13 protein-coding genes, 2 tRNA genes and 2 pseudogenes are annotated in these 14,743 nt (G+C 48.1%); 1 reads left to right on the forward strand and 16 read right to left on the reverse strand.

Features of this window, described 5'->3' with window-relative positions:
* Window positions 1-235: 235 nt before the first annotated feature.
* The 6 genes from R2K26_RS05760 to R2K26_RS05785 form a co-directional block, all read right to left on the reverse strand.
* Window positions 236-1,954 (reverse strand): ABC transporter ATP-binding protein, encoded by a 1,719-nt coding sequence (locus R2K26_RS05760; protein WP_316519174.1) that lies wholly within the window; start codon window positions 1,952-1,954, stop codon window positions 236-238.
* Window positions 1,948-5,223 (reverse strand): energy-coupling factor transporter ATPase, encoded by a 3,276-nt coding sequence (locus tag R2K26_RS05765; RefSeq protein WP_316519175.1) that lies wholly within the window; start codon window positions 5,221-5,223, stop codon window positions 1,948-1,950. The genes R2K26_RS05760 and R2K26_RS05765 overlap by 7 nt, the downstream gene beginning before the upstream one ends.
* A 17-nt stretch (window positions 5,224-5,240) precedes the next feature.
* A complete protein-coding gene (locus R2K26_RS05770; protein WP_316519176.1) occupies window positions 5,241-5,945 on the reverse strand; it encodes an energy-coupling factor transporter transmembrane component T in 705 nt (234 codons plus the stop codon).
* Window positions 5,942-6,520, reverse strand: coding sequence for an MptD family putative ECF transporter S component (locus R2K26_RS05775; RefSeq protein WP_316519177.1), 579 nt, complete (start codon window positions 6,518-6,520; stop codon window positions 5,942-5,944). The genes R2K26_RS05770 and R2K26_RS05775 overlap by 4 nt, the downstream gene beginning before the upstream one ends.
* A 164-nt stretch (window positions 6,521-6,684) precedes the next feature.
* Window positions 6,685-7,620, reverse strand: a complete 936-nt coding sequence (locus R2K26_RS05780) for an AraC family transcriptional regulator (protein WP_316519178.1) — start codon at window positions 7,618-7,620, stop codon at window positions 6,685-6,687.
* Between the two features lie 48 nt (window positions 7,621-7,668).
* On the reverse strand, window positions 7,669-8,469 hold the full coding sequence (locus tag R2K26_RS05785) for a class I SAM-dependent methyltransferase (protein WP_316519179.1): 801 nt from the start codon (window positions 8,467-8,469) through the stop codon (window positions 7,669-7,671).
* A 331-nt stretch (window positions 8,470-8,800) separates the two neighbouring features.
* On the opposite strand from R2K26_RS05785, the pseudogene R2K26_RS05790 reads away from it, so the two are divergent.
* Window positions 8,801-8,887: pseudogene (locus R2K26_RS05790) on the forward strand (plasmid mobilization relaxosome protein MobC); the annotation flags it as partial.
* Between the two features lie 141 nt (window positions 8,888-9,028).
* Here the strand turns inward: R2K26_RS05790 and R2K26_RS05795 are convergent.
* The 10 genes and pseudogenes from R2K26_RS05795 to R2K26_RS05840 all read right to left on the reverse strand — a co-directional run bounded on the left by R2K26_RS05795 (window position 9,029) and on the right by R2K26_RS05840 (window position 14,683).
* On the reverse strand, window positions 9,029-9,358 hold the full coding sequence (locus R2K26_RS05795; protein ID WP_316519180.1) for a hypothetical protein: 330 nt from the start codon (window positions 9,356-9,358) through the stop codon (window positions 9,029-9,031).
* A gap of 5 nt (window positions 9,359-9,363) precedes the next feature.
* Window positions 9,364-9,495 (reverse strand): hypothetical protein, encoded by a 132-nt coding sequence (locus R2K26_RS05800; protein ID WP_316519181.1) that lies wholly within the window; start codon window positions 9,493-9,495, stop codon window positions 9,364-9,366.
* 39 nt (window positions 9,496-9,534) lie between these two features.
* Window positions 9,535-9,654: pseudogene (locus R2K26_RS05805) on the reverse strand (hypothetical protein); the annotation flags it as partial.
* Window positions 9,647-10,540, reverse strand: coding sequence for a hypothetical protein (locus tag R2K26_RS05810; RefSeq protein ID WP_316519182.1), 894 nt, complete (start codon window positions 10,538-10,540; stop codon window positions 9,647-9,649). The gene R2K26_RS05810 and the pseudogene R2K26_RS05805, both read right to left, overlap by 8 nt.
* Window positions 10,541-10,551: 11 nt before the next feature.
* Complete coding sequence (locus R2K26_RS05815) at window positions 10,552-10,701, reverse strand: hypothetical protein (RefSeq protein ID WP_316519183.1); 150 nt, start codon at window positions 10,699-10,701, stop codon at window positions 10,552-10,554.
* 494 nt (window positions 10,702-11,195) lie between these two features.
* Entirely contained in the window at window positions 11,196-11,447 is a 252-nt protein-coding gene (locus tag R2K26_RS05820) for a PadR family transcriptional regulator (RefSeq protein WP_316519184.1), read from the reverse strand.
* A gap of 369 nt (window positions 11,448-11,816) precedes the next feature.
* Window positions 11,817-12,650, reverse strand: a complete 834-nt coding sequence (locus R2K26_RS05825) for a GIY-YIG nuclease family protein (protein WP_316519185.1) — start codon at window positions 12,648-12,650, stop codon at window positions 11,817-11,819.
* A gap of 365 nt (window positions 12,651-13,015) precedes the next feature.
* A complete protein-coding gene (locus R2K26_RS05830) occupies window positions 13,016-14,425 on the reverse strand; it encodes an MBL fold metallo-hydrolase (protein ID WP_316519187.1) in 1,410 nt (469 codons plus the stop codon).
* Between the two features lie 78 nt (window positions 14,426-14,503).
* Window positions 14,504-14,580: transfer RNA gene (locus R2K26_RS05835), tRNA-Pro, on the reverse strand.
* Window positions 14,581-14,609: 29 nt separating this feature from the next.
* Window positions 14,610-14,683 (reverse strand) — tRNA-Gln (locus R2K26_RS05840).
* Window positions 14,684-14,743 lie beyond the last annotated feature (60 nt).

The following is a 14,743-nucleotide window of genomic DNA, read 5'->3' on the forward strand; positions in this document are numbered from 1 at the left end:
CTGTTCAAGTTCATTCAACACTTGCCAAAATGTCGTAGCAAATGCTGAAGAAAGCTGTCGAATCAAAAAGGGGCGTGGGCAGTGCTTTGACTGTCCACGCCCCTTTATCGGGCAAGAGTATTCGATTGTGTAGACCTTCTTCTTGGAGAGGATGCTCAAAAGGATAATTTCCTCATAGGCGGCCATCTTTTACTCTTTTATTACCTGTCTGCATTGTTTTCTGATTCCCGAAGCTCTATCGATGTACCGTCTGTGCTTCAGCCAAACGATAGAACAATCCCTTTTGATTCAGAAGTTCCTCCGGCGTTCCCGTCTCTGCGACGCGGCCCTGTTCCAGAACAACCACCTTATCGACGTTTGCAATCGTCCGCATACGGTGCGCAATAACCAGTACAGTTTTCCCCTGCAGCAACACGGACAGTGCCTGCTGAACCAAGTTCTCATTCTCCGCATCCATGGAAGCTGTGGCTTCGTCCAAAATAACTACCGGCGCATCCTTCAGGATCGCCCGGGCGATAGAGATACGCTGCCGTTCGCCTCCTGAAAGGGCGCAGCCATTCTCACCGATATTGCTGTAATAGCCGCCAGGCAGATGGGAAACAAACTCCTCGCACTGAGCTGCCCTGGCTGCCGCCAGCACTTCCTCATCTGTCGCCCCCGCCCGACCAAGGCGGATGTTCTCCATAACGGAATCGTCAAAAAGGGTCACATCCTGAAAGACGATGGCATAATTCTTAAACAGCGTTTCCGGCTCCACAGTCGTCACGTCCACGCCACCCAGCAGTACCTGACCGGTATCTGCATCCCAGAACCGGGCTGCCAGACGGGAAACAGTAGATTTTCCGCTGCCGGAAGGGCCTACAAGCGCAGTGATCTGCTCCTGTTTCGCTACAAAGGAAATCCCATTGAGTACAAGCTCATCATTGTACGAAAAAGAAACATCCTTAAACTCAATGTCGTACCCATTGTTCTTACAAACAGGCTGACCAGTCTGCTCCACTGTCGCTTCCATCTTCTTCGTCCGCTCAATGCTGACAAATGCAGAAAACAGTTCCGCCATCAACATAAAGCAGGAACCAAAGGGTTCATAAACACGGCCTGCTACCAACAGATAAAGAATAAACATATTGACGGACAGCATATTTTGAGCTACCAACAGACCTCCTACCAGCAGAACTGCCACCAGCCCAAAGCGTACTGTCAGCTGCGCCAACGTCACAGCAGTACCTGGAGCCAGCTCATTACGAAACGCACACTTTACCACATAATCCAGTTTTTTCTCAACTCCATCCAGGTATTCCTGTTCCAGATCGGCGGAGCGAAGCTCCTGTATGGTATCCAGATATTCCTGCACTCCATCATAAGCGGCACGGTGAGCGTCATAATTGCGGCTTTCCGCTTTTGTCTGGGCCTTTCTGGCCGCTATCAAAATAAGCGCAGCTACCGGTACCGGCAGAACAATGCACAGCCCCATGCGCCAATCCATGATCAAAAGCCCCACGGACACAATCACAAACATAATGACTGTTCCAAAGAGACTGGGAACCGCATTGGAAAAAATTCTTTCCAGTTTAGAGCAGTCACCCATCATGGTTGTTGTCAGATCAGACAGATCACGCTGACCGAAAAATGCCAGTGGGAGCCGCCGCAGCTTTTCCGCCAGGGTAATTCTCCGGTTAGCGCTTTCTTCGTAAGCCACTTTATAAGTCAGGTTATACTGAACCCATTGGGTTATGAAGATCAAAAGTAAGAGAACCGCCGCCATCAGAACTATCACTCCTGGCTGCATTGTCAGTCCAGTCTCCCCGCAGAGCCTGTTCAGAAGTCCCATGGTCACCAGCATCAAGAGGAAAATGGGAGCCATGATGCACAAATGTCCTATCGTAGTTGCCACAATCCCGTGCTTTAATTCCCGTTCCCCCTGATCGCTTAATGCGAATAATTTCTTCAGCATGGTTTCACCTCCTCTTTCCGGTCAATCTTCCAGGCGATTGCCTGATTGTAATCTGCCCACATATGGGCATACTCGCCATTCTTACCAAGCAGTTCCTGATGCGTTCCCTGTTCTACCAAACGCCCTGCTTTCATTACCAGAATCTGATCCGCATCCTGAATGGTGGACAGCCGGTGCGCAATCATAATGACTGTTTTTCCCTTTGTCAGTTCCTTCAGGGCTGCCTGAATCTGTACCTCATTTTCCGGGTCGGCAAATGCCGTGACTTCATCCAGAATGATGACCGGTGCGTCCTTCAGAATTGCCCTGGCAATAGCCACCCGCTGTACTTCTCCTCCGGAAAGATAGACACCTTTCCCGCCCACGATGCTGTCAATGCCCTCCGGCAGCTTTGCCAGAATATCATCACACTGTGCCAGACTGGCTGCCCGCAGGATATCTTCCCGGCTGGCATTTTTGCAGCCGCCGCGGATATTTTCCTCCAGTGTTGTTTTCAGTAATTTAGGATTCTGGAAGACAAAAGCAATCTTTCCCATGACTTCCTGTCGGGAAATCTCAGAAAGTTCCACGCCGCCCAGCGTAATGCGCCCCTCCTGCACATCATAAAAGCGGGGGACCAGAGTCCCGATGGTGGTCTTGCCGGAGCCGGAATGTCCCACCAGTGCCGTAACGGTTCCGGCTTTTGCTGTAAAACTGACATCTGAAACCGCAGGCTGTTCGCCTGTGGGATAGGTAAAGGTCACATGCTCAAAGCAAATGTCGCTGCCCTGTGCCATTTGCGGCTCCTGTGCCTCTGACTGCTCTCTGGCAAGCAGAATTGTGTCAATCCGCCGCATAGATTCCATAGCCTGCATCTTATAGTTACTCATGTACATGATCTTGTTGAGAACAGATGCGCATGCAGGTGCAAAAATCAGATAAAACAGGAAATTCTCTATAAAGGCAGTCAAATCTCCCGCCGAAGTCATGCCGATGAGTGCGGCAGGGATCAGCACAAGAAAAGCGGCATTGACCACAGTATTGAAGCCCACATATCCGGGCTTGCAGGCCATAGTAAAGGCCAGTGCGTCATCCCGATAAGCATTGATCGCTTCCTTGAAGCGCCGTATCGAATGTACCGACTGTCCAAATACCTTGATCACGGAGATTCCCCGGACATACTCCACCGCCTCGTGGTTCATTTCCTCCTGAGCGTCCTGATAGCGCTTCATGAAATTCATGGTTTTTTCGCCCATCATTGTCATCTGGCAGGCAAAGCTTGCAAGCATCAGAACGATCAGCGGAAGGCCAATGCGCCAGTCCATAGCCAGCATCAGCACAAGGCTGGCAACCGTCGTGACCTGAGCGCTCACCAGATCCGGCAGCTGATGGGCAAGGTAAGTCTCCATTTGGGCGCTGTTTTCATCAATGATTTTTCTTAGCTTTCCGCTGGGATTTTCCTCAAAATACCCCATTGGCATCTTGGACAAATGACGGAGCGCTGCCATTTTTAAATTCTTTTCTGTATGAAAAGCTGCGGTATGGGAGCACATAAGTGCCGCAAAATTAATGATCAGCCCGGCCAGTTCCAACGCCAATGCCCACACGCCCCACTGCACCAGGGACGAGATAGCAAAACCTCCTCCGGCCAGTCCGGTTAAAAGCGCACGGGCCGCAAAATAAACACACACAAACGGTCCCAGAAGGAACAAGGCGCTGATGCCGGACAACAACTGCGCAGCGCCCAGTAGGGGACGATGCCGTCCTGTAAACTCCAGCAGGCGCGGAATACCGGTTTTCTGCGGCTTCTTTGTCTGCGCATCCTCTCCAAATACCTTCTTCATATAAATCACTCCTCTCTCATCGAGCGGTATGAATTTCTTTACTTCCCCTGCGTGGATATGCAGAATATGGGTCGCACAGCGCAAGATCAGCTCCGGATCATGTGTCACGATCAGGGTACTGGCTGCCTGTTTATTGGCTGCACGGATCAGCTCCGCTGTCCGCAGCAGATTTTCTCCATCCTGACCGCTGGTCGGCTCATCATAGAGCATCAGTTTTCGCTTCATGCAAAGAGCTGTTCCCAGAGAAAGCCTTTGTTGCTGACCTCCGGAGAGGGAGCCAGGGTGACGGTTCTCCATACCATTTAAGCCCAGCGTTGTCAAAACCTCTTTGCCTTTTTCTTCTGACAGTGCCGGATTATTCAAGGTCAATTCACCCAATACCGTATCGCTGAACAGTTGATGTCCTGCCTCCTGCATGACCAGGTAGACCTGCTCCGGCAGCTTTTTATGCGCGATCTTCTTGCCGTCGATCCGTACTGTACCCGTATGCTTCAAAAGGCCTGCCAGGCAAAGACTGAAAGTGGATTTCCCGGCACCGTTTTCTCCGATCACCGCTACGATTGCCCCTGACGGTATTTCTAAATGCGGCACATTCAGTACCTGGCGCATCTGGCGGCTAAACTGAAGCCCATCTATTTCCAGCCCGGTACTCTTTTGTTTTATCAGCCCCATATCGGGCCTCAGTTCATAAAGCTGCTCCCGCTTTACTGCCCTGAGTCCCAACGCTTTGCGCTTCTCCAGCGAAAGATCTGCCGCTGCTTCCGGCGTAAATTCCTGCCTGATCCGGCCATCCTCCAGCAGTACATAACGGTCAGCGATTCCCTCCAGATACCACAGCCGATGCTCTGAAATCAGCACAGTTTTTCCTTCATCTTTCATCATGCGGATCAACTTCTGCAGCTTTCGGATGCTCTCCATATCCAGATTAGAAGAAGGCTCATCCATAACGATGACCGGCGGTAAAGCCGCATAAACGGAGCCGCAGGCGATCTGCTGTTTCTCGCCGCCTGACAGTTCAAAAATATTCCGGTCCATCAGCTCCTGCAGGTTCAGACGATAGGACACCTCCTCCAGACGCTTCTTCATCTGTGGGCGGGGGACATTCTGATTTTCCAGATTAAAAGCCATCTCTCCGGTCGTATCCAGATGGAAAAACTGGGTACGGGGATTCTGGAAGACACTTCCCACAATCCGGGACGTTTGGGGCAACGGTGTCTGCTGCATTTCCTGTCCGCCTACAAGGACATTCCCCTCCAGTTTCCCGGCATAAAAATGAGGGATAAGACCGTTTACCAGGCGAAGCATGGTCGTCTTCCCACATCCGCTTTTCCCACAAAGTACCACACATTCTCCGCGTGATGCCTGAAAGCTTACATCAGACAGCACCTGCATTTCATTTGCTTCCCCGTTCTGGTAAGAAAAGGAAACATGATTCAGTTTGATCAAAACATCTCCTCCCTTTCTCAGAAACAAAGATTCCAGAACAGCAGTCCGGCAGAAACAGCTATTATACACCAATCCAGAGCCTTCATCTGAACCTCCGCATAACTGGTTCGCGGCATATTTTTGTCAAACCCCCGCGCCATAACAGCAGCTGACATCTCATCCACGATAACCGAGCACTGCAGCAAAAAGGGAACCAGCATATATTCCATCATCTGCAGCGGACGACGAAGAACATTTTTCCATGTCAGCGCCATCCCTCTTAACCGGAGCGCCTGATTCACCATCTGCCATTCTTCCTGGATAGTCGGGACAAAACGGAGCATCACCGCCAGAGGAATGATGACCTCGTTTGGCAGATGCATCTGAGTAAACGCACTGATATATTCCCCAATCCTAGAAGTCTGTGTCACAATATAAAAGGCTGCAAACAGCGGTAAAATAAACCGGCAGAAATGACATGCCAGCATGATGATATTCTGCAGTATCCCTGACAATCGCGGCGCTAGAAACAGATCGCATAAAAACATAACTGCAAAGATAAGACCGGTATAAAAAGCCCTCTTCCATTTCTGGCACAGAAGCGTTACCCCCACACACAGGGCAAGAAGGACAAATTCCTGCGGATGTGTCAGCCCGGAAAATGCCGAGAGGCAGGCGGCAATAAATACCGCCAGCTTACTTCTCGGATCCAAAAGACCGCTGGAAATCTTTTCGCGGTTCACGCTGTAATACCGGCTTTCACAAAATGTTTTTTCAGGATCTTTCTTCCAAACAGACCGCCAAGTAATCCGCCCACCAAAGCCAAAGCAATCAGCACAAGAACAATCCAGCTGGGCGTCAGTTTATCCAGCGTTGCGATATATTCTTCTCCATAGTACCCTGCACACCTTTCTAAGAAGGCGTCCTTTGCCAGAACAAGGGCAAAGAAGGGACCCATAGAAGTCAGGTTGAACACACAGTAGCTGACTGCCAGCGCACCTGCGGATTTGCGTCTTTTTGCGGTAATGAGTTCAGCGATTAATCCCCATACAACTGCAAAAATCAGCGGATAAATGGTTGCCATGGACGTAATCAGCCCCACCAGGATCGCCAGCACCAGGATCGCACCGGTGCGCGGCACCTTGGTGGCATACAGCATATACACAGTTCCCAGTATGATGCCGGCAATCAACGGCGTTGCCAGAAAGAGGATTGGAACAATGGTCAGGACTGAAGACAACACCGTGAGCAGCACTAAATAAATTGCGCCAAAGGCGCCTGCGGTAATTAAATCCTTTGTTGTAAGTTTTGCTTTCATATGTATTTCTTTCCTTTCTGTATTTTGAGTTAGTCTATGCTAACTCATACATACTACCATGTGAAAGATTCTTTTGCCACTCTGAAAAGCCATGTCTTGTGCATAATGCTCCAAAAAGCCAAAAAATGACACCTCCATCCAGAAGGTGTCACTATGATTTTCTTCTACTTTTTTTCCTTTCGATAGGCACTTGGTCTGCAGCCTATCACCGCATGGAATGCCTCTGAAAATTTGCTTGGATTCTGATAACCCATTTCCAGCGCAATTTCGCTGATTTTTTTATCTGACTGGCGCAAAAGCTGTGTCGCCCGATGCATTTTGTAACTACGCAAATATGCATAAGGTGATTCGCCATAAATTTGCCTGAATCCATCTTTTAACTGTGTCAGACTTAAATTGTGCTCCAATGCCAGTTCCTTCAGATTGGTCCGGTGTTCCATATCCTGTACCAGATGCTCCCTGACATGCTTGATCCGCTCCACAGTCACTCCCGAAATATAATCCTGGTTCTCCTCAAAAAGAGTTTGTCTGAATTGGAAATGATAAAGGAGCTCCAAAATCTTCAGCCGCAAAAAGGGTAGAGACGGACGATCCAGATGTGTATACAGTTCCTGATATACATGCTCTATTTCCGCATTGCGGCGAAATACCGGGGATCTTGATTCAAGAGAATATTTCTCTGTGATTGCCTCCGCGCTGATTTGAAAGGCCTGAAGCTCCGGTACATCCTTCATGACTTCCGGAAACAAAATAATAGTGGACCCATAAAAGTAGTTCAAGGGGAAGGAAGACGCGATTGGCGGGTGCATCTGGCTGTTCAGGGTAATATCTCCTTCTCCTAAGTAAAGGTAATTCCTGCTGTCAAACGCACACTCAAACCGTCCTTTCCGGCAGTGGTTGATTCCGATCACGTTTTGCTTTTCGCCCGATCTGAAACAGCTTTCCGATGCAAAATCCACGACCATCAGCTGCACCCCTGGGAAGATGTCATACAGTCGCATATCGGCGGTGCCATCCTTTACCTGAAAATCCACATAGGTCACAAAGGATTCCTTCCCCGGTATTTTTTTGTCCTGTCTTAAATAATTCAATTTCTCCATGGCTGACGCATCTCCTATGACAAAGCTGAATGGCAGTTTATATCTATCCTATTTTCTCAGTATTACCAGCTTGTTAGAAAGGTTTTTAACAGGCTGTATCCATCCCAGCAACTTATAGACAGGATACAGTTCCTTCATCCCTTCGACCAAACTCACATCCTCGATCCATGTAAGCCCCGACACTATGCTCTCCAGTTCCTTACCGCTTTTCAGGCCCCAGGTAAAGCGAGCCTTACTGGCCTCAATCGATTTCTCCTTCATGTACCGCATAATAAAAGGATTCATAATCTCCATAATGATCTCCGCATGTTCGAACCGGCTACAGATAATGGATAGAATTTTCTTTACATCCGCCTCGGTTAAGTACATGACCAGCCCTTCGATCACAACAAGCACTTCGCCCGTCGGATCTTCGATTTTCGCTGCCCAGCTCTCATCCATAGCGGACTTGGCGATCATGGAGATACGCCCATGTTCGGTCAGAAAACGCCGCCGGATGTCGATCACCTCCGGCAGGTCCAGATTGTACCAGCGAACCTGTCCATTATCCAGCCGGTAGACCCGTGTATCCAGGCCACAGGCGATATTAACAACAGTTGCATCCGGATGTTCCTCTAAAAAGGCCCCCACCATCTGATCCAACAGAATGGTGCGGGCAATCACACCGCTGCTCATGGCAGCATCCTTCTCCGCCTTGGAAAAGTCATAGTCCAGCTGCTTCACGATTTCTATGGCCTTCGCATCATAAAATTTATGTTCTTTCTTCTGAGAATGGGCCGCCCGGGCAAACAGAGTCTGCAGCATAGTTTCCGGGACGCCATGAATCTTTACTTTTTCCATATCTGTCATGTATGAGCGCCCTCCTTATGATTAGTCAAAGCTAATCATAGTTTACAACACCAACCTGGAAAAGTCAATTTGTATTCCTTGTGTAGCCAGGGTCATAATGGATCACACCATGAATGGAGGTTCAGCCGTGGCCTTTTTCTGTTTTTCTTTGCGGATACAGCCATTTTTCCACCTTCTAATTGTAGTATTAGTAGAGGGAGAAATAGAAGGTAGGGTTTCGATAGCAAGCGAGTACCCGCTTGCGATTTTTCGGATTTTCAGGTCCATTGCCCGAAAATGAAAAATGCTTGTTGGTATAATCCCAAACCCTTATGAAGAACGGAAGCAGCGCATGGCGAATCGGAAACGGAATATCCAGATGAATTTTTATGTTACAGAGAATAAAAAACGGCTCATAGATGAGCGGATAAAACTGCTAACCTCCCTACCGCATTCTATATCATTTTCGTTTGGTAACGAACTAAAAGCTGAAATCTGCAATTCATCCTCATAGTTCAATTAGTAGCCGGAAACGCCATAATCATGGAGCAACCATGTTATCAAAAAGGAATCAGCATTCCTACCTTTCTTGCTCTTGAAAATATAAATGACGTATTTCTCCATAACGCAAAAAGAGGACATTAAAAACTGTTACATAGTTAAGCAGGCTATACCAAAGGTTCTCATCAAATTCCGTGACAATTCCATCCTGCCGTTCCAGTTCAGTTAGGAACATTTCAATCTTCTCCCGCTCCGCCTGTTTTTCAATGATATTACTGCTGACTTCATCCAGCCGTGCCTTTGTTTTTTCAAACCGTCCGACCAGTCCATCATAGCGCGCCTGATACTCTGTCTGGTCAAGGGCAACATGGGCATTCTCTTTCACGCACTGCTGTATCAGTTCTGCCACCACATTCAGTTCTCCTGAAGCTGTGACTGTTCGGTTCTCAGTTCCTCTGTATTAAAAAGCTGCTCTTTGGCGGCATGGAAGTTTGCAGCAATCTCATCCTTCTCCGTGGTCAGGATATTGACCGCTTTTACAAACAATTCTTTAATGGCTTCCTCGTCCAGATGGGACGTTGTGCATTTCTCACAGCCGTCAAATTTATGATTGCATTGCCATATGGTTTTCCGATACTTGCTCGTGGAATGCCATACTTTGGAACCGTACCAACTTGTGCAGTCTCCGCATTTTATTTTAGTAATTTAAAAACACTCCCAGCGAGTTCACTTGATTTGGGTTGACATCAATCTCGTGAAAAATCATAGAAACCACATTACTCAAGCGCTCAATCTTTCGAGAAACGGCTTTGTCTTTTACAAGCGTTTTGAAGTCATTAAGTTTCTTGATATATTGTTCCCCAGTTTCTATAATTTGATTGATATATTTTGTACGGGATTTCACACGGTGCCTTTCCTCAAGTTGCTTCTGGAAATAACGATCATAAACCGCAGGCTTCTCCATATATTTGTCATAGACCTTATCAGAGACCATAAACACAAGGTTATCACGACTGAAATGTCCCTGCGGTATCAGCTTATTCTTAACTGCTCGGTTCAAATCCTTAATAACCGTAGCCTCTTTTTGCTTTGAGTAAAGAGCAAGATCCTCAACAAATTCCAGACTCTTAAAACCCAAAAGCTCAATGTAAATATCAAATCTGATTTTGTGCTTGACATCAGCTACAAGTTTTACAATCAACCAAATATTAACAAACAAAATCACCAGCGAACCCACACTGATAATCGCACCAACAGAAAAAAACTCCGTTGAATAGAATGTGGTTGCTGAACCAATAAAAAGGAAGTAGAAATAAATCAATGTTGCCACAACGCACACTGTTATCGCAACAATAGAACCTATTATGCTAGGATGGTCGAATACATATTTAGCTCTCAATTGCTCAGAGGGTGCCATGCTTGCCAACTGTTGATTCATTCCAGAATAGTTTTCGCTTTCCAATCCGGTAGCAACAACATTAGCCAATTGTTCCGCATCTCCAAGATAATCGCTCTGTCTTGCTGATAACGCTTCTATTTCTTCGGATGAACTGTTAGATTTTTTTGAAAACAGATTATCAAATAAGCCCATATTATCACTCCTTATTTAATCTTTTCTGTTGCAGAAGGACTATGAATATCACCAGCATCAATCTTGGCACCAGCACTTGTTGCAGGTACACCAAAGGCAGGAATAATGCTCGAAGTAGAGGTCCCGTTTGGCATTTCAATGTTTTGATTTACTTCAGGCAAAACAAAGGTGTCCTCTGTAACTGCAACAGGAGGAGTTTGTATTCCAGGAACCCTTGATGTAGAAGGAGCAGAATAGGTAACATCTCCTTCTGCGCTATACAGCGAATTAGAATGGCTGATTGTATTAGAATGGGAAGTATGACTCTGATGGCTCACATGGCTCTCATGGCTCCCATGATTACTATGATTACCATGACTACCTGAACTGTGAGAGCTACCGCTATTTTACCATATTCCCTTTTCATTTTCCAGTGTAAACAGAAGCCGCCGTGCGCGCTCACATTTCCGAAACCTACGCCGCCATGATGCGGTTGATTTCGGAGTGGTCTTTCCCCACAAAAAAGCAGCTGCTCCTTGTTAAAAAGAGCAGCTGCTTTTCTATGGGATTTGAGTGAAAACTTGTAAACAAATTAAGAATCAAGAATATTATGGATACCCTGCTGAACAGTTTCATAGTCTTTTTTTAAAGACGCCAACCGTTCCCGCCCGGCGTTTTAAATATGATAGATCACACGCATGCGGGAACGCCCCGTGCTCATGCGCGTTACGACCTCCTTGCCGGTGATGTACCCGTCATCCGCCAAGCGGTACAGAAGCGGATAAAAAGACCCCTCCTGCACTGTAATGAAGTCTTTGCTTCGCTCCTTGATTTTCTGCACAAGCAGGTAGCCATATGCGTCTTCTTCACACAGCAAAAACAGCGTGAGCATTTCTATGGAGCCCTTTTTCATGGTATCGATAGCCATAGTGGAGATACCCCCTATCGAATAATAGTCTACAGCAAATTAAATTACAAGTAAATACCTATTTTTAATAAAGTGTATTAGCAAGCAAGCTTTCATGTGCTATGATGACAGCACGCAGAACACGCGCAATTCATACTGTTTTAAAGATTTATATATCGGCATTATTGTCTTAGTTGTCAAGAGGCGCGGCTTCTTCAGGCACGTCTTCCGCTTCGGCTTCAACGGGCAGTACCGCAAGCAAATCGAGCAGACCGGTACGGTTATATTAACCGAAATGTTCCTAAAGAAAAAACGCCCCGCAAAGCACTTAGCAAAATGAGCAAAGCGCAGATACGCCGTTTTCGCGCGCCTGCGCTCTTATTTTCGTATTTACTTTCTGAAAAGCTTATCCAGCGTCTTGCCATCCTTACTTTTCCATTCCGCCCAACCGTTCGCACTTGCACCGAGGACGAACATAGCGGCCGAGCTCGGCGACGAAAACGACATCGATTTGTTCAGCACATATTCGCTGTTTACATCGGTCACGTCTCCGTTTTTCAGAGCTGATCGTCTCTGGCGCGCAATGGCCGGTGAAAGGCTTTTATATTCCGTGCGCCCGATACGCGAGCCCTCCAGCACCTCGAACCGCTCGCCGTCATATACGCCAAACGCTTCTATGCCGTTGCGTGTTGTATGTAAAACCGTTTCTTCGCTCTGCATCGCTTTTGCATCGTTCATTTTATAGCCCAGCGTCGCCATGATGAACTGAATTTCATCGTAGACTTCCTCCACAGTGGCAAGGTCATATTCGTCGATCTCATATTTCGGCACAACACTGTTTTCCACCGTGTAGCGCTTGGATTCCTGCGCTTTGATGATCGCGTATTTTTCAAGCCCGCTGATCATATCCAGCGTAAAGGTCTTGCTCTCCGCCAAAAACATGATGGCTTTGTTCCAAAAATCTTTCGAGCGATTGTGGTCGTCCAGCCGCAAAATGCCGTTGCGCGTCTGACCGATGTAAATTTGCGCGATCCTATTGTCTTCGCTCTCGTTTATTAAATAATAAATGCCGTGCCGGTTGATGCCCGTAATGTTCTTCGCTTCGGAAAGCAGTGGGCGCGGTATCACATACGTCGTCATGGTAGATAAACTGCGGCGGATGGAGCGAATACCGTCCGGCTGTCCGTTGTGATAAATCGTTTCAAGCTTTTTGCTGATGCCCATAGTGTTTTCCTCTGCTCACCCATCAAATTCAGGTTTATATATGTATTATACCACATAACATACTTTCGCGCCAGTGCCAAACGCATATTATATGAAACTTCTGTAAATTTCGTCCCAAATAAATTGCCGCACGTTTTTAACGCCACGCCAGCCGCTGTCCGACGGGCGCGTATACATCGAGATTCCTGATGTCGGCATGAAATCTATGATGCCAAAACCATGACCGTCCTCGCCTCTGTGCCGGACGGCTTCATTGAGAACCTCAATGCGCAGCCCATCCAAAACAAAAAGTAACACAGAAAAATTAAAAGGCTCTGCCGCGCACCGATTTGATGCCGACAAAGCCTTTTTCTCGTTTTAGGGTGTTAAATGAATCTGAAATACATGCCTGCACTGCCATAATTGCAGTAGTGCTCGTCCGTCGACATGACATCAGCCTTGCTGATCTCTCCCGTGATCAGTTTTTCGCACAGCACTACCATATCCTGCACAATCTCGAGCCGCAGCGGGTTATAGTAAACCGACCTGCCCGCAAGGTAATCCTGCTGGTGCTGCTCGTCGCAGCCGTTTTCCTGAATGGAATGCCCGCCAAACCACGCATAATCGCGCAGCGCCTCCGCACGCGGCAGAAAGCACTCAAGGTTCTTTTTGTAGCTCTCCAAGACCTTATACATGTCTTTTTCCGGGCAGATCATCAAAACGATATACCCGGAGCCGATGGCGTCGCCGGTAAAAAGCGCCTTGTAGTGTGCGCACGCGAACACCACGGAGTTTTCCGTGTGCCCGCCGAGATTCAGCACATCCACCGTCACACCGCCGCCGAGGTCGATCACGCTGCCCTCGTCAACAGGTACAAGCTGCGGGTATTTGCCGCCGTCGGAAAGCGCCGCCGCAAAGCAGTTTTCGTCTTCGCGGATCTTCTCCACATCGTTTTTGTGCAGATATACTTTTTCAAATCGGTCGATGCGGAACATGTGGTCGCGGTGCGGGTGCGTAATCGCAACCTCGACCGGCAGCCGCGTCAGCTTCTTCACGGTGTCGAGCAGGTCGCCCTCGCCCATGCCCGTGTCGATCAAAAGCGCCTTGTCCCTGCCCTCAATGAGGTAGCACGTCGCTGTAAAGTAGTCATCTATCCGCCAAAAGCCGGGCTTTATCCACGTCACTTCAAGCTGCGTGCGTCTATCCTGCTTTAGCAGCCAACGAACAATTCCCCCGTCCGCAAAGACATTTTCCCATGCGTTTTCAGGGTTGATCTCCGTGCGCTCCACCGTTTCGGAGCCTGTTACGCGCAGGCTCATCACAAGCTTTTCCGCGTCTGCAAGCACCTTGCCGTCTGCGAGCACATTGCCCTCACCTGCGAATGTATACACCTTCAGCGGCATGAATTTTGCCGCGCGTACTTCATAGGGGTCTGCATGCCCGCCGAGAATCGCCGCCGCGCTGAAGAAATGCGAAAAATGCGAAATCAGCCGCCACGCCGCGTCCGCGCAGCTTTGCGATGCCGTGAGCGACAATTTACATTTGTCGATGATGCCCGTCGTCTGCCATTCAAAAACCAAGCTCTGCACCGCTGTTTCGGGCAATATGCCGCCCGGTAAAATCAACGCGGTTACCTGTGCTTCTCCGCAATGCAGCTCGAGTTTACTTAAACAGCTTTCCGCCTCCGTCTCATTTGAGACAAGACACAGCAGCGTCGGCTTCCCGCCGCCCAGCTCCGCGCCGTTCACGCACCACTTGAGCACCTGTCCATCAAACACTTTTTCAAAATAACGCATACCTTTTCCTCCCCGTTACAATGACCCGCTATTTTGTGAATAAAACAAAAAGACTCCACATTTCTGCAAAGTCTTTCATGGTCGAGGTGAGAGGATTTGAACCTCCGGCTTCTACGTCCCGAACGTAGCGCTCTACCAAGCTGAGCCACACCTCGATATAAGCCTTGGATACTCAAGGCCATTTTGGCAGCGGTACCAGGATTTGAACCCAGACAAACAGAGTCAGAGTCTGCTGTGCTACCATTACACAATACCGCTATCTGTTTCGCTGTCTTTCTTTCGTTTCGTTTGTTTCCGTCGGACAACGTAGTCTATTAT

Origin of the sequence: Neglectibacter sp. CSJ-5, from assembly GCF_032490475.1 — a bacterium.
Classification (GTDB): Bacteria; Bacillota; Clostridia; order Oscillospirales; family Acutalibacteraceae; genus Hominenteromicrobium; species Hominenteromicrobium mulieris.